At 56.2% G+C, this 20,936-nt stretch carries 20 protein-coding genes; 11 read left to right on the top strand and 9 right to left on the bottom strand.

The genetic code is table 11. The features are described 5' to 3' along the window. Nucleotides 1-70: 70 nt before the first annotated feature. The 8 genes from CR155_RS11145 to CR155_RS11110 all read right to left on the bottom strand — a co-directional run bounded on the left by CR155_RS11145 (nucleotide 71) and on the right by CR155_RS11110 (nucleotide 7,886). A complete protein-coding gene (locus tag CR155_RS11145; protein ID WP_102070093.1) occupies nucleotides 71-1,045 on the bottom strand; it encodes a Bug family tripartite tricarboxylate transporter substrate binding protein in 975 nt (324 codons plus the stop codon). An 84-nt stretch (nucleotides 1,046-1,129) separates the two neighbouring features. Further along, nucleotides 1,130-2,227, bottom strand: coding sequence for a nitronate monooxygenase (locus tag CR155_RS11140; RefSeq protein ID WP_233214169.1), 1,098 nt, complete (start codon nucleotides 2,225-2,227; stop codon nucleotides 1,130-1,132). A 218-nt stretch (nucleotides 2,228-2,445) separates the two neighbouring features. After that, entirely contained in the window at nucleotides 2,446-2,931 is a 486-nt protein-coding gene (locus tag CR155_RS11135) for a MaoC/PaaZ C-terminal domain-containing protein (protein WP_233214162.1), read from the bottom strand. A gap of 304 nt (nucleotides 2,932-3,235) precedes the next feature. Then, nucleotides 3,236-4,036, bottom strand: a complete 801-nt coding sequence (locus CR155_RS11130) for an SDR family oxidoreductase (RefSeq protein WP_102070091.1) — start codon at nucleotides 4,034-4,036, stop codon at nucleotides 3,236-3,238. Nucleotides 4,037-4,135: 99 nt separating this feature from the next. After that, nucleotides 4,136-4,981, bottom strand: a complete 846-nt coding sequence (locus CR155_RS11125) for an enoyl-CoA hydratase/isomerase family protein (RefSeq protein WP_102070090.1) — start codon at nucleotides 4,979-4,981, stop codon at nucleotides 4,136-4,138. Then, the gene (locus CR155_RS11120; RefSeq protein WP_102070089.1) at nucleotides 4,978-5,169 is read right to left on the bottom strand and encodes a hypothetical protein; all 192 of its coding nucleotides are present in this window, start codon (nucleotides 5,167-5,169) and stop codon (nucleotides 4,978-4,980) included. The genes CR155_RS11125 and CR155_RS11120 overlap by 4 nt, the downstream gene beginning before the upstream one ends. Further along, complete coding sequence (locus CR155_RS11115) at nucleotides 5,162-6,151, bottom strand: Bug family tripartite tricarboxylate transporter substrate binding protein (RefSeq protein ID WP_158238260.1); 990 nt, start codon at nucleotides 6,149-6,151, stop codon at nucleotides 5,162-5,164. Before CR155_RS11115 ends, CR155_RS11120 begins: the two co-directional genes overlap by 8 nt. 547 nt (nucleotides 6,152-6,698) lie before the next feature. After that, a complete protein-coding gene (locus CR155_RS11110) occupies nucleotides 6,699-7,886 on the bottom strand; it encodes a CaiB/BaiF CoA transferase family protein (protein WP_102070087.1) in 1,188 nt (395 codons plus the stop codon). Between the two features lie 642 nt (nucleotides 7,887-8,528). Here CR155_RS11110 and CR155_RS11105 point away from each other — a divergent pair. The 9 genes from CR155_RS11105 (at nucleotide 8,529) to CR155_RS11065 (ending at nucleotide 17,688) form a co-directional block, all read left to right on the top strand. Further along, on the top strand, nucleotides 8,529-9,857 hold the full coding sequence (locus CR155_RS11105) for an IS5 family transposase (protein ID WP_102070086.1): 1,329 nt from the start codon (nucleotides 8,529-8,531) through the stop codon (nucleotides 9,855-9,857). A gap of 202 nt (nucleotides 9,858-10,059) precedes the next feature. Continuing rightward, entirely contained in the window at nucleotides 10,060-10,701 is a 642-nt protein-coding gene (locus CR155_RS11100; protein ID WP_233214160.1) for a DUF4286 family protein, read from the top strand. 84 nt (nucleotides 10,702-10,785) lie between these two features. Next, entirely contained in the window at nucleotides 10,786-12,447 is a 1,662-nt protein-coding gene (locus CR155_RS11095; protein ID WP_102070085.1) for an AMP-binding protein, read from the top strand. A 2-nt stretch (nucleotides 12,448-12,449) separates the two neighbouring features. Continuing rightward, nucleotides 12,450-13,226, top strand: coding sequence for an SDR family NAD(P)-dependent oxidoreductase (locus tag CR155_RS11090; protein WP_233214158.1), 777 nt, complete (start codon nucleotides 12,450-12,452; stop codon nucleotides 13,224-13,226). 34 nt (nucleotides 13,227-13,260) lie between these two features. Further along, nucleotides 13,261-14,394, top strand: coding sequence for an acyl-CoA dehydrogenase family protein (locus CR155_RS11085; protein ID WP_102070177.1), 1,134 nt, complete (start codon nucleotides 13,261-13,263; stop codon nucleotides 14,392-14,394). Between the two features lie 51 nt (nucleotides 14,395-14,445). After that, nucleotides 14,446-15,213: an SDR family NAD(P)-dependent oxidoreductase gene (locus CR155_RS11080; protein WP_102070083.1), complete on the top strand. Its 768-nt coding sequence runs from the start codon at nucleotides 14,446-14,448 to the stop codon at nucleotides 15,211-15,213. Between the two features lie 5 nt (nucleotides 15,214-15,218). After that, nucleotides 15,219-16,013 (top strand): maleate cis-trans isomerase family protein, encoded by a 795-nt coding sequence (locus CR155_RS11075; protein WP_233214156.1) that lies wholly within the window; start codon nucleotides 15,219-15,221, stop codon nucleotides 16,011-16,013. 38 nt (nucleotides 16,014-16,051) lie between these two features. After that, nucleotides 16,052-17,251 carry a thiolase family protein gene (locus tag CR155_RS11070; RefSeq protein ID WP_102070081.1) on the top strand — a complete coding sequence of 400 codons (1,200 nt, stop codon included), beginning with the start codon at nucleotides 16,052-16,054 and terminating at the stop codon, nucleotides 17,249-17,251. Then, nucleotides 17,248-17,688 carry a zinc ribbon domain-containing protein gene (locus CR155_RS11065; protein WP_102070080.1) on the top strand — a complete coding sequence of 147 codons (441 nt, stop codon included), beginning with the start codon at nucleotides 17,248-17,250 and terminating at the stop codon, nucleotides 17,686-17,688. The genes CR155_RS11070 and CR155_RS11065 overlap by 4 nt, the downstream gene beginning before the upstream one ends. 80 nt (nucleotides 17,689-17,768) lie before the next feature. Here the strand turns inward: CR155_RS11065 and CR155_RS11060 are convergent, their stop codons facing one another. Then, complete coding sequence (locus tag CR155_RS11060; protein ID WP_102070079.1) at nucleotides 17,769-18,512, bottom strand: TetR/AcrR family transcriptional regulator; 744 nt, start codon at nucleotides 18,510-18,512, stop codon at nucleotides 17,769-17,771. Between the two features lie 243 nt (nucleotides 18,513-18,755). Here CR155_RS11060 and CR155_RS11055 point away from each other — a divergent pair, with 243 nt between their 5' ends. Both CR155_RS11055 and CR155_RS11050 read left to right on the top strand, forming a co-directional pair. Further along, the gene (locus tag CR155_RS11055) at nucleotides 18,756-20,045 is read left to right on the top strand and encodes an ABC transporter substrate-binding protein (protein WP_102070078.1); all 1,290 of its coding nucleotides are present in this window, start codon (nucleotides 18,756-18,758) and stop codon (nucleotides 20,043-20,045) included. After that, nucleotides 20,012-20,932, top strand: coding sequence for a branched-chain amino acid ABC transporter permease (locus CR155_RS11050; protein ID WP_233214154.1), 921 nt, complete (start codon nucleotides 20,012-20,014; stop codon nucleotides 20,930-20,932). Before CR155_RS11055 ends, CR155_RS11050 begins: the two co-directional genes overlap by 34 nt. Nucleotides 20,933-20,936 lie beyond the last annotated feature (4 nt).

Below are 20,936 nucleotides of genomic sequence, written 5' to 3'. Positions count from 1 at the left end.
AATCTCCACTTTTTTATTCCAATGCTTGTAGCCCGCGTCCGATCATTCCAGGGCCTCTCGCTATACTTGATTACTCAACCTTGGCGCCGGTGCTTAGCACCAGTTCCCGCGCCTTGATGCGCTCGGCCTTTACATAGGCCGCGAACTCCCCGCCCGATTGGAACGGTTCGCCACCGATCCGTAGCGCAGCCTCAGCATACGATGGCTCCTGCACGATACTGTCGAGTTCTGTCCTCCAGCGGTCGACAATGGGTGCCGGCGTGTTAGCAGGGAAGAACAATCCAAACCAAGTGGTGAATTCGGCTTCCGGATAGCCCGATTCCGCCAGAGTCGGAACATCGGGCAATAACGGAAAGCGATTGGCCCCTGCCACTGCAAGCGCACGGAGCTTGCCCGAATGTATCAGTTGCAACGCACCCACCGGGTAATCGAAAGCGAAGTCTACCCGTCCGCCCACCAAGTCGGTGATTACAAACGAACTGCCCTTATAGGGGACATGCATGGTTTCAGTTCCCGCGACCTTATTGAAAAGAGCTAGAGCAAGGTGCGTTCCGGTTCCCATTCCGGCGGAAGCAGATGCTATTTTGTTAGGATTCTTTTTCGCGTAATCGACAAGTTCCTTGACGCTCGTATATGGAGTGGAAGGATTGGCTACAAGAACACTGGGCAGCGAGAGCACGCCTCGAACGGGTACAAAGTCCTTCGCCGGATCGAAACGAAGGTCTTTGTAGAGATACTGGTTGAATGCATGAGTTCCCTGAGTACCCAGCATAATGGTATAGCCGTCAGGGTTGGACCGTGCCACGTACTCCGAGGCGATATTGCCCCCGGCGCCCGGTTTGTTATTGACGACCACAGGTTTGCCGAGTCGCTCCGACATACGATTCGCCACGAGCCGAGCAGCCTGATCGGTGGCGCCGCCGGGAGGACCAATTACGACCATAGTGATTTCGCGAGTCGGGTACGTTTCGGCTTGCGCAGAGAATGCGACTGTTGATGCGGCCAAGGCCATAACCGCACGGAGTGAAAAGTTACCAAGTGTCATATTGTTTCCTCAGTTTCTTTGATTTTTATGGTTGTAGCGCTTGGGCAGTTGCGGATTCAACCAGATCTTCGCAAAGCATTGATATTACGATTCAAGCAACCTCGTCATGCCCTCAACGGCATCGATAAATTCGCTGATCATCTCTGCATAGACCTGCTTGACAGTCAGCTCGTGCCGAAACTGCCCCACCACTTGACCTACGGGCGTGGATATTAAGGTTTTGGACCGAGCCCGTTCAATACGCTTTGTCGCCGGCCGTGACAGCAAATGCTGCAATGGACGCATCAACGGCTTCGGAGCACCTTCAGCTTCCCAGGCATCGCTCCACCCGCTTTTCAGTACTCGTGCGGGCTTACCCGTGTAGGCACGGGTGCGCAACGTATCTTGAGATTTCGCAGCCAGCAGCTTAGCCTTCACCTCAGGCAACAAATCGCTTTCAACGGTGGGCAACCAGACGGAACCACACCAAACTCCTTGAGCCCCCATCGCCATGGCCGCTGCCATCTGACGTCCGGATGCGATCCCCCCGGCCGCCAAAACCGGGAAATCACCCATTGCCTGGACCACCGACGGAGTCAACACCATTGTGCCGATCTCCCCGGTGTGGCCTCCCGCCTCATAACCCTGCGCGACGACGAAATCGACTCCGGCGTCGCGCTGGCGCTGTGCATGCTCCACCGCTCCAACCATCCCACCCACTTTGATTCCAGCACGATGCGCCCTTTCGACAGCCTCTCGTGGGGGCGCTCCGACAGCACTCACCAGGAGTTTCACCCCAGCAAATTTGAATGCGACCTCAAGCATTGATGCCGCTTCCACAGGTGTCCCCCGACCTCTGCTGAGCCGCTCGCGCACCATATCTTCTTCTTCGTCCTCAGGTAGGTGCGCAACGCTATGCTTATTCAAGAGATCCTCGACGAAATCCCGGTGTGTAGCAGGAATGACTTCCTCAAGCGAGGCGTCCTTCCAGGCAGACATATCCTGATATGTGGTCGGAAATATCACATCGATACCATACGGCCGCCCATCGATATTCTCTTCGATCCATTTCAACTCGAGTTCGAATTGCTCCGGCGTAAACATTTCTGCGCCGAACACCCCAATACCGCCGGCCTTGGATGCCGCCACCACCACATCACGGCAATGGGAGAACGCAAAGACCGGAATTTCAATACCGAGCATTTCGCAAATCTTGGTTCGCATATCTTGATCTCTGTAAAAAACGGCAAAAAATAAAAGACTTATTGCTATGCAGGAGTGATTTGTACCCTTGCATGTTAAAAGGCAATACGGTGGCCTTGCATTAACAAGGGACCGGGTCCTCCTTGAAGTCGACGTGACCAAGCCGACCGCCTACCGCTCAGCGGTCGCACTCAAGTGCATCACAGCGCAATCGTGTTTTATGCAGTTGGCCTACGGCGATACAGCAGGGTCGCCTTCATTTGCTGAACGATCGACCCGTCCTGTTTGATGCATTCCCGTTCGAAGCTGATTACACCGCGGTCGGGCTTACTCGATTCCTTCTTCTCTACAACGCGAGCCCGCAAACGGATTGTGTCGCCATGCTTAACCGGTGCCAGCATCTTCCAGCCATCGATCTGTAGCAGCGCCAACAGCGTGCCATCATTAATACCGCTGGCATATTGCAGGCCGCCCATAATCCCATAAACCAGTGGACCGTGTGCAATGGGTTCGCCAAATTGGGTTTGACGGCAGTATTCGAAATTTGTATGGACCTCATTGAAATCGCCGGTCAGACAGGCGAAGTTAACGATGTCCGTCGAAGTGATTGTTCGGGCGGGTGTGAGAAATTCTTGGCCAATCTCGAAATCTTCGAAGTAATGGCCGCGCCTGGATTCTTGAGTCAAAATCGTTTCTCCATTCAAATTAAATTAGTCTGTCGCGTAAAAAATTGAGCCCTACTCGGTCCTGTTTCCGAGAGCCAGATTGCTTGGGGCCACACGATACGTCAACCAGAACCCTGTGAGCGTTCCGTACTTCAAACAGCCTGCCATCGTCAGTGCTGGCGCTAACAGATCGGGCAGCTCATGCATTATTCGTCGGAGAGCCCGAACGTGTTGTGTGACATGGCGAGCTCACGGATGAAGGCCTGAGGCTCGATGGGGTTTGGTCAAGCCGACCGATGGGTCGCACAGACACTTCCGATGCGGTGGCTTGTTCAAAGATTTTTTAAGCTTTTGCGCCTAGCGTGCTGGGGGCGATCTGCTTGAGCCACCTCCCACCATCGACGATCAGGTTTTCGCCAGTGATATATTCACCAAGGCCCGACGCCAAAAATACAGCGGCATTGGCGATATCGATCGTTTTGCCGAAGCGGCCTAGCGCCGTTTTTTGCGCCTCCATTTCGCCGCGGCCAACATCGATATACATGCGCTTCACTCCTTCGGTATCGCCGATCGGTCCAGGCGAGATAGTGTTCACGCGAATGTTGTCAGCGCCCCATTCCACAGCGAGCGTCCTGGAAAGCGAGAGAATTCCCCCTTTTGCCGCCGATGCATGCGCCGCTTGCGGCCACCCAGTCACGCCGAGCATCGTGATGATGCTGATGATGGAACCGCCGAAGGGGGATTTCTGTAGATGAGGATACGCCGCATGACAGCCGTAAAACGTACCGTTCAGGTCGATATCAATGACGGTGCGCCAACCATTGGGCGAAAGTTCCGAGGTAGGGCAGATGAAGTTGCCCGCCGCGTTGTTGACCATGATGTCTAACTGCCCGAAACGGGATACCGTCGCTTCCACGGCCGCCTTGACCTCGTCGTAGTTCCGCACATCGCACTTCATGCTTGCGACAGAGCCGCCGCTTTTCTTCAGGTGTTCAATGGCCGACTCCAGGCGCTCTTCATTGCGGCCGACAATCATGACGTTCGCTCCAAGCTGTGCATAGGCGGTGGCAATGCCTAGTCCCAGCCCGCTCCCACCGCCCGTAACCAGAGCGCTCCGACCTTTCAGGGTGTCATTGGTAAACATGCTTCGTATCCTTTCTTGAGTGCTATTTGGACATGACGGTCCTGGCCGCCACACAGCATATACGGGGCTGCGCAGTCGCTGAACCGCCTCATTCATCCATTACGATTCGGTTCGAGAGGCGTCGCCCCCCAATGCTGCTTTGGCTGATGCACGGGCGAATTCCGGGATACGCCGCTCGAGTATGGCGCTGATGCCTTCGTGGAACTCTGGACTGGATTGGGCAAGAACCTGACCATAGCCCTCTAGATCCAACATAGTTGCCAGACTGGTTTCAAAGCTGCGCGCCATCATTTTCTTGGCGAGGCCCATGACTTCGGCAGGCCCCTCGGCCAGACGCATCGCTTCGGCGAGGCCAGCCTCCTCCACCTCGTCGTCGGGAACAACTTTGGCGAACAACCCGAGTTCCAGGGCCTCCTGCGCCGACAGGGTGCCGCCGCTGTAGATGAAGTTCTTTGCGCGTGCCATGCCGATCAATCGCGGCAGGTGGTACATCGCGGCGACATCGGGAATCACACCGACGCGGAAGAAGCCCGCGACCAGCTTGGCACTCTCGCCCCCGATGATGATGTCGCCGGTCAATGCCAAACCCATGCCGCCACCTACAGCCGCTCCGCGCATGCCTACAACGACCGGCTTGTCCAGATTAATCAGTGGTGCAAGCCACCGGCTGAGGCTGCGGAAACGCCTGTGGACCGTCCAAGGATCGCATTGCTTGGTCAGCATCTTAAGATCGCCCCCCGAGCAGAAGGTGGGCCCGTCTGCAGTTAGAAACACGGCTCTCACCGTTGTATCGCGCTCGGCGATCTCGATCGCGCGTCCCAGTTGCTCGCGAAGTTCGATTGAAATGGCGTTCCGGGTGTCAGGGCTGGAAAGGCGGATAGTCAGAACAGAGCCGTGTCTCGACAGCTTGACGAGGTCCGGTTCGTCTCCATCGTGAAGTTTCATTTTTCACTCCAAAATTCATCGTTAAGAGCTCCGGCCTTGCGACCTGAGGCTTCATCAATCTCGCGGCCTACATGCCGCTCGGCATGGAACAATGGACGTTCCATGTCCGGCTCCTTCACCACGATGCAAAATGCCTCCGGCATCGCATCGGGATTACCTCGCTTGACCTCACCGAGCGATTCAATCAAGCCTGATGTTGGCATCCTTGACGAGGTTCTGAACCCGGACCTGCTCCGAATGGACAAAGGCCGTGAGCTGTTCCGGCGTGCTGGACTGGGGATCCACACCCAATTGTTTGTAGACGTTCTTGAGCTCGTCGGTTTGTGTGACGACCTGAAGCTCACGTCCAAGTTTCTCGACAACATCGGAGGGTGTACCGGCTGGCGCCCAGATACCCCACCATAGGGCAGCGTTGAAGCCTGGAAAGCCCTGCTCCGCTATTGTCGGTACGTCAGGCTTTATCGCCGACCGGTTCAACGTGGCAACGCCCAGGTAGCGGAGTTTTCCGCTCTGCACGTTGGGTATCGACGAGTTCCAGCCATCAAGCAGCATGTCGATTCGTCCGGAGATCAAGTCCGGTGTTGCCGCCGCCTGGCCCTTGTAGGGCACATGGACAATGTCCAGCCCCGCCTCGTGCTTAAGCATCTCCATGCCGATATGGGTCGTGGCGCCGTAACCTCCCGACCCATACGTCAGCTTCCCGGGATTCGCCTTGGCAAACACGACCATTTCCTGCAGATTCTTGAAGGGAGAGCCTGCTGGAACCACTAGGGCGAGTGGCATGTCGGCCACCCGGCCTATGGCGCTGAGCTTGGACAGTGGATCGCCCTGGGGCTTAACGATGAGCGGTCCCGGGTTACTGAGCAGAAGCGTGTAACCGTCCGGTGGGGCATTGACTACCGAACCCACCGCGATTGTTCCGCCGGCGCCAGGCTTGTGCTCGAGCACTATCGTCTGGCCCAAGCGTTCGCCCAGCATCCGCGTGATGGTACGGGCCATAGGGTCGACGGAGCCCCCGGCCGCGAAGCCCATGACCAGGCGCAGCGGCTTATCGGGATACGATGGCTGGGCACCTGCCACCGCAGAGGCAGCGGCCAACGTTGCAGCAACAGCTGCCATTGCCAGTGGTCGGCCCAGGGTCGTTTCAAGAACATTTTGCAGCAATCTCATGTGTCGCATATGGAGGCCTCCCGTGTAGCAATCGAGTTTTTAGGATGTGTGGCTCGGCAAGCGGGTTGTAGTCTTATATCCCGCCTGCTCATTGCTGGCCTTTATGGGTCCCTGCAGCGGTCGGAACTCGTATGCTACGCGGACTCGGCTCCGTGCCAGTCCCATACAGCGTTCCAACTCGACCCAGCCGGCACCAACCGCGCTTGCCATCACTTCTCGACTCGATTTGCATATCCTTTCCGGCATCCTCTCCTTTCTATAAAGTGGATAAATGTGTATTGGGTGAAACCGGCTTAGCGGTTCCATCCCCCCTGACACTCACGCCCATGGGCCACCAGTGCCCAGGTCGTGTGTGCTATCTTGTTGGCCAGCGTAGGCCCCACAACATTCGTGGGTCGGCTGGCGGCTCGATAACCGTCGCCACACCGCGCCTTAGATCTTCAAATGTAGAATCGCCGTTTGCACGCCAGGCAGTCGGGGCATCTGGAGGTCTCCTTACTTCCAGTCAAGTGCCTCGTTTTTTCGACACATGAGCGTGGATGGGGCGTCAGACTGTGGCGCCGGAGTTCACGAGTCCATTTACTTCTTCCTGACTCAGGCCAGCCTCTACAAGGACGTCTCGGCTGTGCTCGCCAAGCCGGGGAGCTGGGCGGCGCACCTCGCTCGGGGTACGGCCGAAGTTCACTGGCGGCTTTACTTGCGTGATGACGCCAAGATGCGGATGCTCAGCCTTGAAGAACATTCCAACCTCATTCAAATGGGGATCGTCGAGCAGGTCCTCGAGGCTGTTCACTCGTGCAACGGGAATGCTCAGTGGCCGACATTGGTCAAGCCACCATTCAGTCGAATGCCCCGCAATGAGGCCGCCTAGGTCCTTGTAAAGGCTATCGAAGTTGACACTGCGTGCCGTTGCGGTTGTATAACGTGGATCAGTGGCTAGCTCGGGCCGCCCGGCCAGTTCGAAGAAGTCAACCCAGTTGCGATCTGTGTACGGTAGCAGGCAGATGTACCCATCCGTAGTACGGTGCGGCTTGCGCAATTGCGTCAAGACGCGCGGATAGCCAAGCGATCCATGTTCGGGATCGTAAGTACGTTGCCACAGATGCTCGACCATTATGAAAGATACAAGCGACTCAAACATCGGCACTTCGAGTTCCTGCCCTTCCCCGGTTCGGGCGCGGTGAACCAGGGCTCCCATGACGGCATAGGCGATCGTCAAACCCGAGACTTTGTCCCCTATGATAGTGGGGGTATATCGAGGCTCTCCAGCCAATTCGGTATTGAGCGCAGCCAGACCGGACATGCCCTGGATCATGTCGTCATACGCTGGCTCATTGCTGTATGGGCCCGCCTTGCCGTAGCCATAAGCGTTGCAGTAGACGATATCGGGCCGTACTTCGCTTATCGCTTCGTAGCCCAGGCCCAGGCGATTGATGGCGTCAGCACGCATCGAATGCACAAAAACGTCGGCGCTGCGTACGATGCGCAGCAACGCTTCGCGTGCAGCAGGCTGTTGCAGATCCAGCATCACACTTCTTTTGTTGCGATTTAGGGTTACGTGAATCGGCCCCATTAGAGGATGCTCAGTCGCACCCATATGACGCATGATATCGCCATATGGACTCTCGACTTTGATGACCTCCGCCCCCATGTCACCGAAAATTTGGGTCGCATAAGGACCCATGACTACCGAGGTTAGATCGACAACCTTAATTCCTGATAATGAGCCAGACATATGCTTCACGCCAACAGTGGTCTAAAACTGTGATGATACTTATGAATGAACGTCCAGTCAATGGCCGAAGCGAGACTTATTATATCTGTAGCCACGGCATTTCATCGTTAAGGCTGCAACAATCGGCCCGATGCGTCGACAATGTTGGAAGCTAATCGGAAAGCACGAGCACTGTGTGGATCAATATCTGGGCAGCCTCTAGTGCTTAAGGCGCTGCATCCGACCAAGCTCGCTTAATGGGTTTTCGGCTGAATAGGGTAGCCGCTACCGGTGCCGGTGTTGCGAAGTCAGTTCGCATGGCAATCGTCCTGCAGGTCGAAGAAGTGGATAAGACGGCGGAGTTTCCGTCTGACCTTTGGAAAAAGTTCGGAGACCTACCAGGCTTGGCCTGAGGGAGCCGATACGAAGGAATTATTTTTCGACGATTGCGTGTACCGCTCGTCACCAATTTAGACGGTGAAAACTCGGGCGAAACCAATTCTGTGGGCTATTATTTTAGGCGGCGTAACCTTGTTTAGTCGGCCCTGAACAATTACTTCAAGCCAGTATCCATGCGGATCTAGGGGTAATTTCCGCTATGAGAATTTGCAGGATTTGAGATAATAGAGGCTCGTTTTCCTGCAAATATCTCCGGGTTTTTCTATGGGTCCGACGCCTTTAACGCCGCAAAGCGGCCAGTTGTTTGGTTATCCGCTACGCGAACACCTCAAGCTGAACCACCCTTTGATTCAATTGGCCGACCTGATCGATTGGGATCGCATCACGGCGGTGTGCATCCAGGGCTTTACCTCCCCGCGTGGACGCCCAGCCACTTCCCCGCGCTTGATTGCCGGCTTGCTGTACTTGCAACACGCCTTTGATCTGTCGAATGAGGATGTGGTGTGGGGCTGGGTGGAGAACCCGTATTGGCAGGTGTTCATCGGAGAGACGTACCTGCAAACCGAGGCGCCGATTGATCCGTCAAGTCTGACGCGTTGGCGTCAACGCTTGGGTGAGGCCGGCCTGGAAGAACTCTTGGCGGCGACGATTGCGGCGGGTCAGCGTAGCGGTGCACTGCGTCAGAGCAGCCTAAAAAACGTCATCGTGGACACTACTGTCATGCCCAAAGCGGTGGCGCATCCGACCGATTCCCGCTTGCTTGAGCGCAGCCGCGAGCACCTGGTCAAGGCGGCCAGCGACTGCGGTATCCAACTGCGCCAGAACTACAACCGCGAGGCGCCGCGCCTGGCGCTACAGGTTGGCCGTTATGCCCACGCTCGCCAATTCAAACGCATGAATAAAGCCTTGCGTACCCTGCGCTCCCGGGTGGGGCGCGTCTGGCGCGATATCGATCGGCAAAAGGATGCCGTGACTGGCCTCGCGCGCGCCAAACTGGAGGACCTGTTGGCCCGTACGCAACGGATTCTGGCGCAACGCACCAAAGACAAGAACAAGCTGTATGCGCTGCACGCACCGGAAGTTGAATGTATCAGCAAGGGCAAAGCCCGCACGCCTTACGAGTTTGGCGTCAAGGTGTCCATCACTACGACCTTGAAAGAAGGCTTTGTGCTGGGCGCGCGCTCCATGCCTGGCAACCCCTACGATGGCCACACCTTGCCCGAGGCGCTGGAGCAGGCGGCAATCCTGGCCGATGCATCGATTCATACGGCTATTGTTGACAAGGGCTATCGCGGCGTGGAGGTGCCGGACATTCGAATCCTGCGCTCCGGCCAGCGCCGAGGGATGACTAAAGGCTTAAAGGCCATGATCAAACGGCGTAGTGCGATTGAACCAACCATCGGACACATGAAATCTGAAGGAAAGCTGGACCGCAATTGGCTCAAAGGCGCGTTAGGCGATGCGCTGCACGCCATCTTGTGCGGTGCGGGCCACAACATCCGCCTGTTGCTGCGCCGCTTGCGGCTTTTTTATGCCTTGATATTGGCACTGTTGTTTGGCTGGGGTGGTGAGCAACAATGCCTAGCACGGTAGTCATCGCGTTGCCCGTTTCAAAAAACTGATTTGTTCAGGGCCGACTGTTTATGTGGGTTATCGCCAAAGCTTGGCTGTGCCGAGGCTTAGCCATCCGCTGCAGGTATTGACTGATAGGGCGATGCGTCGTAATATATGAATGGGCATTCATTCAATATCCGGGGCTGGTCCCGGAGCGCGCTGCTTAGTGGGGTAGGGAATCATGACGCAAAAGGGCTTTCTGATGGTGACGATGGCGCCGCCGCCAGATATGGACGAGGAGTTCAACGACTGGTACGACACTGAACATGTGCCAGAGCGTACTGCCGTTGACGGATTCGAGACGGCGCAGCGGTACGTCTGCCTCGCCGGGTTTCCGCGCTATATGGCAGCTTACGATTTAACATCGCCGTTGGTGCTGGCCGGTCAGCAATATCAGAATATATCTGGCGAGAAGTACAGCCCGTGGACCAAGCGCATATTGCGTAAAGTGCGGGGCCTTTGGCGTATAAGCGGTACGCAAGTTTATCCGGGCGAGGCGCCTGTCATGCAGGCACCTCGGCTACTGCTGTTGCATTATGGTGGCTTGCGGGAAACACGCGTAGACGAGCTCGTCAGCCAATTGCGCGCCACATACGACAACCATGGTCAGGTCTGGCAGCTAAGGCTAATACGCAACGAGCCTAGCGTCAACGAGTTATCGGATTATGTTGCGATAGTCGAGGGCGGTGAGGGACTTGCAGCCATACGTGGACCTGCATTGGAAGGAGAATTTGGCCGCCATGTCGGCGTAGTCAATGAGTATGCACGCTACTGGGCTAATAGGTCGGATCACGCCCTTAGCAAGGTAGTGGATGAACGTTGATCAAGCAAGTGGAGGACAGTGCCTTCGCTACCATCGAACCAGTATGAACTGCCTAGTAAAAAATCTCGACCCGGAACTAATCCCATGAATGACCAATCAGCTCAGCCTCTGCATTTTGGATTCCCTCCAGGTGCCGGTTTGGCGGCGCCTTCCGCCGACCCGCTGCCGCTCGCAGAGCGGGTGGCAGCAAAAATCCTCGCTCGCCAGGCAAAGGCTGCTCCCGACAGGCCGTTTCTCTACTTTGGCGGACAGTGGGTTAGCTACTCCGATGCCGACCGGCGCGCTAACCGCTGTGCAAACGCTTTGGCCGCGGCCGGTGTAAAAAGGGGGGACCGCGTCGCCATCGTTCTGCACAACTGCCTGGAGTATTTTGATCTCTGGTTTGGGCTATCACGCTTGGGGGCCATACAGGTTCCTATCAACGTCGATTATAGGGCGCCGCAAATTGCCCATACATTCAGGCGCTCCACCATCGACGCCGTGGTGGTGGAAGGCGGGCTTTTAGCTCAGTTGGAAGTGGCACTCAAGGAAGTATGTCCCAGACCGCTAATGCTGGTGTTGGGTGGAGGAGAATCCGAGGTCTGGCCTTCTGACGCACTTCACTATGCGGATTTTATAGCCGGAGTGTCCGACTCTCCGCCACCCGATTGCGAAGCGGTGAGCGGCGCGGACGTCGGTGCAGTCATGAACACATCTGGCACGACGGGCCCTTCAAAGGGGGTGCTGGTAACTCATGCGCAGCAGTACATCTTGGGACGGATGCTCGCCGCCGACATGCGGCTCGGCCCGGAAGACGTCTACTACAATTTTTTCCCGCTTTTTCACAATACGGCGCAGGCCATGCTGACTATTCCTGTGCTCTTGACAGGGGCGCGGATGGTTTTGACAGACCGTTTCAGTGCCTCGCGATTTTGGCTCGACGTAAGAGAACATCGTTGCACGGCATTCTATTACATAGGCGAAATTATGCGCATACTGCTGAGATCCTCCACGCAGGCGGATGAGCGAGGCTCGACGCTCAGGGTAGCGTGGGGAATCGGTGCGGCGGCGGACGACTTCATTGAGTTTCAGCGGCGATTCGACGTTGAGTTGCGTTCAGGGTACGGATCCACTGAGGCCAATGTGCCTTGCTATCTCCCGCATGGTTCTACGAAGGCGGGCAGTGCCGGGCGTGTAGCCCCAGGCTTTGAAGTGCGCATCGCTGACGAGCACAGCCAGCCTCTGCCGGCCGGAACAGAAGGGGAGATATTAGTGCGTGCCTCCGAGTCTTGCGCGTTAATGGTGGGCTACGACGGCGACGCGGCCGCAACCGTGGAGTCCTGGAAGCATCTTTGGTTCCACACTGGTGACACTGGTCGATTCGACACAGATGGTGAACTCTATTTCACCGGTCGCATTAAAGACGCCATCCGGGTGCGGGGCGAGAATGTATCCGCATTCGAGGTCGAGCTTGCCTTTGGCGAAGCGCCAGCAGTACTGGAAGTAGCGGCTATTGCAGTCCCTTGCGAGTTGGGGGGCGACGACCTGAAAATCGTTGTTGTGACTCGCGAAGGCGTACAACTGGCGCCTGAGGAGCTGGTGGAGTTTGTCCGCGAGCGTCTTCCCAGATACGCCATACCACGTTACGTAGAGTTTGTTGATGCACTTCCCAAGACGCCGACCAATAAAGTCATGAAGCACGAATTGCGCGCGAAGCCCTTTACCTCCGGCACGTGGGATCGGCTCACCGCGACGAGGGGTTCCTGATCATGACACTTTCAACGGAGATAAATTTGTTCGACTTGGCCGGAAAAACGGCACTCGTAACCGGGGCAAGCCGTGGTATTGGCCGAAACGTCGCTACGTGCCTTGCGCGGGCCGGTGCCGACATCGTCCTTTGGGGGCGCGATTTGGCGGGACTGGAGCAAACCCGGGCAGAAATTGAGCCGTACGGCGTCCAGGTGGCGATCGACGCTTTCGACATTACGGAGGCCGAATCAGTGACGCGAGCCAGTGTCGAAGCGATTGAACGTTTCGTCCATATTGACATCCTTGTTGTAAATGCCGGCGTCAACATACTGCGCCCATTCCTCGAGTGGACGCCTGATCAATGGAACCACATGATCGACGTGAACTTGATAGGTGCGATTCACACCCTGCAGGCGATCGGGCGCCACATGACGGAGCGCAAGCAGGGCAGCATCATCACCATGGCCTCGATATACAGCCACGTCGGAGCACCCGACAACTCCATCTATTGTCTTACGAAGGGGGGCATGATGCAGTTGACCAAGAGCCTCGCAATGGAGTGGTCGCGTTACAAGGTGCGAGTCAATGCTATATGTCCGGGGTGGATAGAAACCGATCTGACGGCGCCCTATATGCAGGACGAGAATGCTTGCGCAGCGGGCTTACGGCAAATTCCTTTGCGCCGCTTCGGGCGGCCAAGCGACATCGGTCCGATGGCAGTCTATCTGGCGAGTGACGAGGCGCAATGGACCACGGGGCAGGGTTTCGTTGTGGACGGCGGCCAAATTGCACGTTAAGGATATATTCGTGAATGACAACAATTGCAATTTAATGGGTGTGAGCGAAGAGCACGAAGCGTTGCGTACCCAGGTGCGGCGCTTTGTGGAACGCGAGGTCATCCCCTATGCAGAAGCTTGGGAGCGCGACGGCCAAATGCCGCGCTCGGTGATACGCAGGATGGGGGAGCTTGGAATGCTCGGTCTGCGATTTTCGTCGCAGTACGGTGGCGCCGACGCCGATACGATTGCATCTGTGGTGTTCGCAGAGGAGTTGGGGCGAAGCACATTTGGGGGGTTCGCGATCACTATTCTGACGCAGACCGACACGGCCTCGCCGCCGCTCGCAGCGGTAGGAACACCCGAGCAAAAAGAGCGTTTCTTACCTGCTATCGTCCGCGGCGATTGCGTTGTCGCGATTGCAATGACCGAGCCGGACGTGGGATCGGACATTGGCGCGCTGCAAATGCGCGCTGCGCGTGACGGGGAGAGTTGGGTATTGGATGGTGCCAAGACTTTTGTCACCAATGGCGTAAATGCAGATCTATATGTAGTGGCCGCACGTACTGATAGTTCTGTAAAGCCGTCGCAAGGAGTCTCTCTATTTCTTGTCGAGAAAGGCACGCAAGGCTTGCGGGTGGAGCGTCGCCTGGAAAAAATGGGTTGGCGCAGTTCCGATACCGCTCAACTGTCATTCGATGCCTGCCGAGTACCCGCGTCCGCCCTGCTCGGTGAGCGGAATCGCGGGTTCGCAGCTTTGATGAAGAACGTGCAGAACGAGCGACTCGTGCTGGCTGCGCAGGCTATTGGCGAGTCGCAGGCAGCGATCGCCTTGACGTTGAACTATGTGCGGCTGCGTAAGGCCTTCGGAGCAACTCTGTGGGATAAGCAGGCTATCCGCCAAAGGCTGGCGATGCTTGCTGCCAGGGTTGAAAGCGCGCGATATTTCCTTTATGGGGTTGCCGGTCTGGATGCTCGGGGTGTCAACTGTGTTAAGGAAGTGTCCATGATCAAGGCGTTATGTGGAGAGCTAGCTAATGAAGTCGTGGACGACTGTGTTCAGTTCCATGGAGGCTCTGGGTATATGAATGGGACGCCAATCGAACGGATGTACCGGGATGCCCGTGTCCATGCCATTGGCGGTGGTGCCACTGAGGTCATGCTCGAAGAAGTAGCCAAGCGTATGTAACTGGATGGTTGGCGTCATCAAGAAAATAACATTACAAAGGAGTAGGTGCAAATGTCACAGGATTTGAAAGAAAAAGTTATTTTAGTGGGCGGAGCGTCGGGGGGCATTGGCCTGGCCGCAGCCAAGATGCTATTGGAACGCGGTGCCAGCGTAGCGCTTCATTACCGTTCAAACGCCGATGGCCTGAAACAGCTTGCCGCGGACTATGGCAATGATCGGGTGCTGCTCGTAAAGGGAGACCTGACGCGCCGGGACGATATATCTGCCATTGTCTCAGCCACTGTAGAGCAATACGGCAAACTTGATGCCTTCATGAGCACAGTCGGCACTGCACTGCGTATCTTGCCTTTTCTCGAAACGTCCGAGGATACGGTTGACACGACGATCGCGGTGGAACTACGCAGCGTTATCGATTCAGTGCGGGCGGTTTTGCCAGAGCTTATTCGCAATGGCGGTGGTCGTATCGTGTTCGTCGGCTCGGACTCGGGCAAAGTCGGTACCAGCGGCGAGTCGGTTTCAGCTGCATGCCGCGGCGGCGCTATCGCCTTCGCTAAGTCTATTGCTCGCGAGTACGCCCGCCACAATGTGTTGGTCAATGTCGTTTGTCCGGGCCCCACCGATACGGGTCTGTGGGACGATCTGGTCAAGAATGACGAGTTCGGCGGCAAAATTGGCAACGCAATGGTGCGCGCCATTCCTATGCGCCGCCTCGCGCAACCTGAAGAGGTAGCAGCCGCGGCGGTATTCCTGATGTCTGACGGCGCGTCGTTTATTACGGGACAAGCCATCAGCGTCAGCGGTGGTTTGACGATGTGCTGACCGTCATGGCTATCGACTCCCATACTTGGCCGCCGTTCGACGAAGCTACAAAGACCGGTTCCGCCTCATTGCTACGTGAAAGGCCCCCTGTTCGTGCGCGCTTGGGCATAATACTGCCAGGCGTCAACACCGTGGTCGAACCATGGTTTGGGCGTGTTGTCGGGGCCGATATCTCCGTGCACGCTTCTCGCATGCTGCTAACCAGCCAAGTCACTGCAGAGGCATTGCAGCGGATGGACCACGAAGAAGGCATGGATGCGGCCGCTTGTATTGCAAGCTGCCGGCCTGATGTTATTGCATACGGTTGCACTGCGTCGAGTATCGTGCAGGGGCTGGACTATGACAAGCGCTTGCAGCAGGCGCTCGAAGCAGAGACGGGCAAGCCATGCTTTACCGCGGTCGGCGCGATCATTGATGCACTGCGCGTGCTGGGTATCCACAAAATTTCGATCGCCTCTCCTTATACCGATGCAATCGACCACGCCGAGAAACAGCTATTCGAGACAGCCGGGTTTCGGGTGCTGGGAACTGCGAACCTGAACATCAGGGATTCGTTCGAACTAGCTTCGCCGGACGCGCGGCAGATCTATGAATTGGCGAGGCGTGCTTGGCATCCCGATGCAGACGCGTTGCTCATTAGCTGCCTGAATATGAATTCGCAGGAAATCGTCGAGCTGTTGGAAAATCGTATGGGACGCCCGGTTATCACTTCTCCTACGGCGGTGCTTTGGAAGCTGCTGCGCACTGCCGGCTTGCAGGATCGAATAACGGGCTACGGTAGCCTGCTGGCGATACATTGATCGCTTGCAGTTTGAGAAAAAATTAAAGGGGTGAAGATTTGAAAGTAGGTATCGTAGGAGTCGGTTTGATTCCGTGGCGGGTCCGCTACGCCGACAAGACATATTACGAATTGGCTCTCGATGTGACCAAAGCGGCGCTTGCGGACGCGCGCATTTCGGCCAGCGACGTTGATCATGTGGTATGGGGGCTTTCAGACTTGATGGTTGCATGGGTCAGGCAGTGCTGTCCCAGCACCACGATGCAGGATTACATTGGCATGGCCGGTAAGTCGTCTGTGCACGTAACTGCAGGAGCCGTCACCGGTGCTATGGCTGTTCGTCAAGGCATGATCGAGATATTGTCCGGCATGTCCGACGTTACGCTAGTAGTTGGTTCGGGCAAGGGCATGGATTTATGGGATCCTGAGCGGAATAAGCGCTCATCAGCCTTCCTGAAGGCCATCATGCTGGATCTGGACACCAATTGGGAAGTGCCTGTCGAGCCGCTCGCCGCAGCCAACTTCGCTTTTACGGTCCAAGCGCATATCGATCGATACGGCGCGCCTACAGAAGAACAAATGGCAAAGGTCTCGGTGAAGAACCATGGCAATGCCCTTGCCAACCCCTTGGCCCAAAGTGGGCTCGCACTCACAGTTGACCAAGTGATGGCTTCACGGCGTATCGCGGGACCAATCAAGATGTTTGATTGCTGCCTCTACAGCGAGGGAGCGGCCGCTTTGATCCTCGCTTCCGAGGATAAAGCCCGTGAGATGTGCTCGAACCCGATCTGGATAGAGGGTGTTGGCGCATCAAATCAGCGCAGCTACATGCCCGATTTCCATCAGCTGGGGCGTTTGCCTTGTCAGCAGCAATCTGCGGAGCGGGCCTACGCCATGGCCGGCGTTACTGATCCTCTTAAACAGCTGGATTTCATCGAAACGCATGACTTGCTCACCGGCGTCGAGCTTATGAGCTATGCCGAACTGGGACTGTGTGAACCCGGGCAGGGCGGAAGGCTGATCGACGAAGGGGTCACCGAACGGTCCGGCGCCATGCCGGTCAATCCTTCGGGCGGAATGATAGGTTGCGGCCACGTAGCCGGCTGTTCAGGCATTTCGCGTGTCGGGGAAATCGTTCAGCAACTAAGAGGTCGTGCCGGTGGAACCCAAGTCCCCATCAATCATGGGCGGGCAATCTTTTCAGCTATTGGCGGGCCGGGTATTTCTCAAAGCTGCACAATCGTATTGGGGAAATCATGAGTGAATTCGAAATTTTCGAGGTGGAGCTCGAGGACGTATACAGATATCGGCTCAGTTATGGTGGCCAGTCAGCCTATTTCCACGGCTTGCAGAACAAGACACTGGTCGCCAGTCGCTGCAGCGGCTGTGGCTTTGTCTGGCTGCCGCTGCGTCCGATTTGTTCGAAGTGCTATGAGCCGGCGCACGAATATCCGCTGGACGGCAAGGGCGAGGTGCTGACTGTGGTGATGTTGCCGGAGACCCCTGAGCACCTGAAGCACTTGGGAGGGCGTGTTGCATCGGCGCTGGTACGACCAGACGGCGCGGATACCTGCATCAAGGCATTTGTCGTTACAGATACGGAAGAGCTGGCGTACGGTACCCGCGTCGATGCGCGTTATCTGTCAGAGATCCGCACGATTGGAGATTTTTACTTTGTGCCTGATGGGCGAACCTGAGACACTCGCCGCGGCCGCGTTCATAAGCAGGTGGCCGTGGTGTCAGTGGCGTAAGGGGTGAGAAGTCAGGCGCCGGGCAACTACATTGTGCGGCTGCCCTTGGAGGGTTTTACCCGAGATTCCACCGGTGTATGTTCAGTCTCATCGTGCTCATGTTGGGCGGCAAGAGTGGCAGAAGATAGTTCACCGGCGTGGCGAAGCGCCTCATAGCGGCTCGTACCGCGAGGCAACAGCAAGTCTTTCCATGGTGCATGGACCGCCTGGTCGATATATTCGTCCAGCGTCACGATGTGACGTAATCGCCAGTGTTTCAACGGCCAGGCATGCGCGGCGCATATAACGCGGTAAACAAGCAATTCGACGTTCGTTGGTGCTAAATAGCCGGCCCGTATGCATTCTTCGATGCATTCTGCTATTAGCGCATTGGTTTCGATTTCGAGCGTCTTCATTTGCGCGATGTATTCAGGCTTGAGAGATTTAGTTTCTCGATAGGTTAGTAGTACCGCCTCTTGGTTAGCAGCTATTACACGGGAGTAGGCATCGATGGCCTTATGTAGTCGCGCGATAGGATCTTCGACTCCTTCGAGCGCACGTGGAACTTCTTCTTTATTGCGCTTGACGATGTGCTGTAGCGCAAGAAACAGTAGGTCTTGCTTGTCTGCAACATACTGGTAAATGAGTCCGGCGCTTACGTTGGCCTCGGCAGCAATCTCTTTAATGGTGGTAACGTGATATCCCACGTCCGAAAAGCGCATGATTGCAGCTTTAATAAGTTGCGCCCGGCGGCGCGCCATGAGAGGCGTTTCATCGGCTGTATTTTTCATTTGCAAGTGAACTCCGTGGGCGGCTTTGTTTGCGCGCCGTGTTAACGAACGCTGCAATTTGCGTGTAGCGCCGGTATCTATTATGAACTATTGTTCATTTTATATCCAGAACCGCGCTCGGAATTTTGATCCGTGGACTGGGGTATCTCCCTAGAAACGAACTCGTTTCTAGTAATTGACAAAGCGGATCCAACCCGCAATAATGAATGAATAACCATTCATTAGAAAGCACTGGAGACCTCAATGGAAGACAGAGCAAAAGATAGCCGCCAGCCGCAAAGCACGGGAATCGACCATACGCGGCGAAGCCTAACGTTGGGTGCGGGCGGGGCGGCCGTCGCCTTAGCGTTTCCAGGCATACTTCGGGCGCAGCCCAAGCGCATTCCTATCGGCGTAGTCGTAGGGCTTACTGGTCGTGCTGGGCCGTGGGGGGCCCCGGTCAATAACGCGGTGCGTTTAGCTGTCGAGCAAATCAATGCGTCGGGCGGCATCAAGTCCAAAGGTGGTGCGCAGATCGACCTTATCTCGGTCGACCATCAGAGCAACCCACAAATGGCGGGTACGCAGACAGAACGGGTAATACAGGTCAATAACGTCCTGGCGGTAATTGGCAACGCAACGAGCGGTGCTACGATGGTTGGCAGTGCAGTGTCTGAAAAAGCCGGCGTTCCAATGATCAGCACGGACTTAGGCGACTCCCTGACAAACCGTGGCATGAAGTATTTCTTTCGCATTGGGGCGCGCGCCAGCCATTTGGCTGCTACTGGCGTTGATTTTGCAGAACAAATGGTTAAGGTCACAGGCACAGTGCCCCGTAAAGTCGCTACCATGGCAGACGACTCTACCTTCAGTCAGGATGCAATACAAGGTGCGATTAGCCGGGTTCGGCAGACCGGTTGGAATTTCCAGGAGAACGTTTCGTTTCCGGCCGGCAAGGTCAGCGATTTTCTGCCAATTCTCCAACGCCTCAAGTTATCTGGTGTCGATCTAATTTTTCACGCGCTTTTTGCTCCCGACGGTATTCAGGTCATGCGCGGGATGAAAGCGCTTAATTACGACTTGATGGCTTCGGTGCACATCGCTGGTGCTCCGTACACACCCGAGTATGTGGAAAACCTTAAGGCGGATGCCGATTTCGTAACCGATGTAGTCGGTTTTGTGCCTGAGTTGACGGGAAAGAATCCCCTGCTAGCGAACTACGCTGATGCGTACAAAGCCAAGTATCGCCGAGATCTAGACGATCAAGCATCGCTGGCGGTGACGTGTGTGGGAGCTCTATACGACGCGCTGGAGCGCGCGACTGACCTTAGCAGCGGAGCGTTAGCGGAAGCGCTACGTACCACTGACCTCGAGCTCGGCAGCAACCCGTACGTGCTACGCGATGGTATTAAATTCGACGAAAAGGGCGACAACATCAAGGCGAAAGGGCTGGTTATGCAGTTGCGAAAAGGGCAGCAACGCATCGTTTACCCAAGTGAGATGGCTACGATCGAAGCGGTATGGCCCATGCCTGCCTGGTCGAAGCGGACCTGACACGGCCGGATATGATGCTTCTTACTCTGTTAATGGTCGGTGTCACAAGCGGTATCCTCGGCGGACTGACGTTGGCCCTACTCTCCGCTGGCTTCAACCTGAGCCTCGGCGTGTCACGAGTGGTGAACTTCCAGCATGGTGCGGTGGTGCTGTGGTCGATGTACGCCGCTTACACGTTATGGGATGCGACTGGAATTAATCCATATCTTGGGATTTTCCTCCTCGCGCCAGTCGCGTTTGTTATTGGGTACTTTTTGCATCGCTGGTTGATCGTCCGCTCGCTAGAGACCCCGGAAGACAGCCAAATTTTATTCTCTATCGGCCTACTCATCGCATTACAGTACTTGGCGCAGTTTTTCTTTTCAGCGGATGCTCGCTCCTTGGTGCCAGAGGGTATGCAGCAGTCGATAATCATGGGGCCACTTTTTTTGCAGTACACGCAAATCGCAGCGGCGGCCGTGTCCTTGCTGGTACTGGTTCTGCTTCACCTGATGCTTACGCGCACCGACCTTGGACGAAAGTTGCACGCCTGCGCTCAGAACCCGACGGGTGCGCGTGTTTCGGGGCTCAATGTTGAACACTTGTCGGCCGTTGCACTGGGCATTGCCGCAGCGTGCGCAGCAGTGAGTGGTACCGCATTGGCCACAATCGCTCCGATATTTCCGGAACGGGCGTTCGAGTATTCCATTGTCGCCGTGGTCGTATCTGTGTTGGGCGGCTTGGGCAGTATGAGCGGCAGCATTCTTGGGGGCCTTATCGTTGGCATCATCATCGCCGTATCCCAGGTTATGGGCCACGGTGATCTCGCGCTCGCTATTGTCTACGCCTTGGTTTTTCTTATCTTTCTGGTTAGGCCGACGGGTCTGATCAGTGCCATCAGACGCTGAGCGA

Origin of the sequence: Pollutimonas nitritireducens, assembly GCF_002849615.1 — a bacterium.
Classification (GTDB): Bacteria; Pseudomonadota; Gammaproteobacteria; order Burkholderiales; family Burkholderiaceae_B; genus Pollutimonas; species Pollutimonas nitritireducens.
This window is presented reverse-complemented; position numbering and strand designations above follow the sequence as displayed.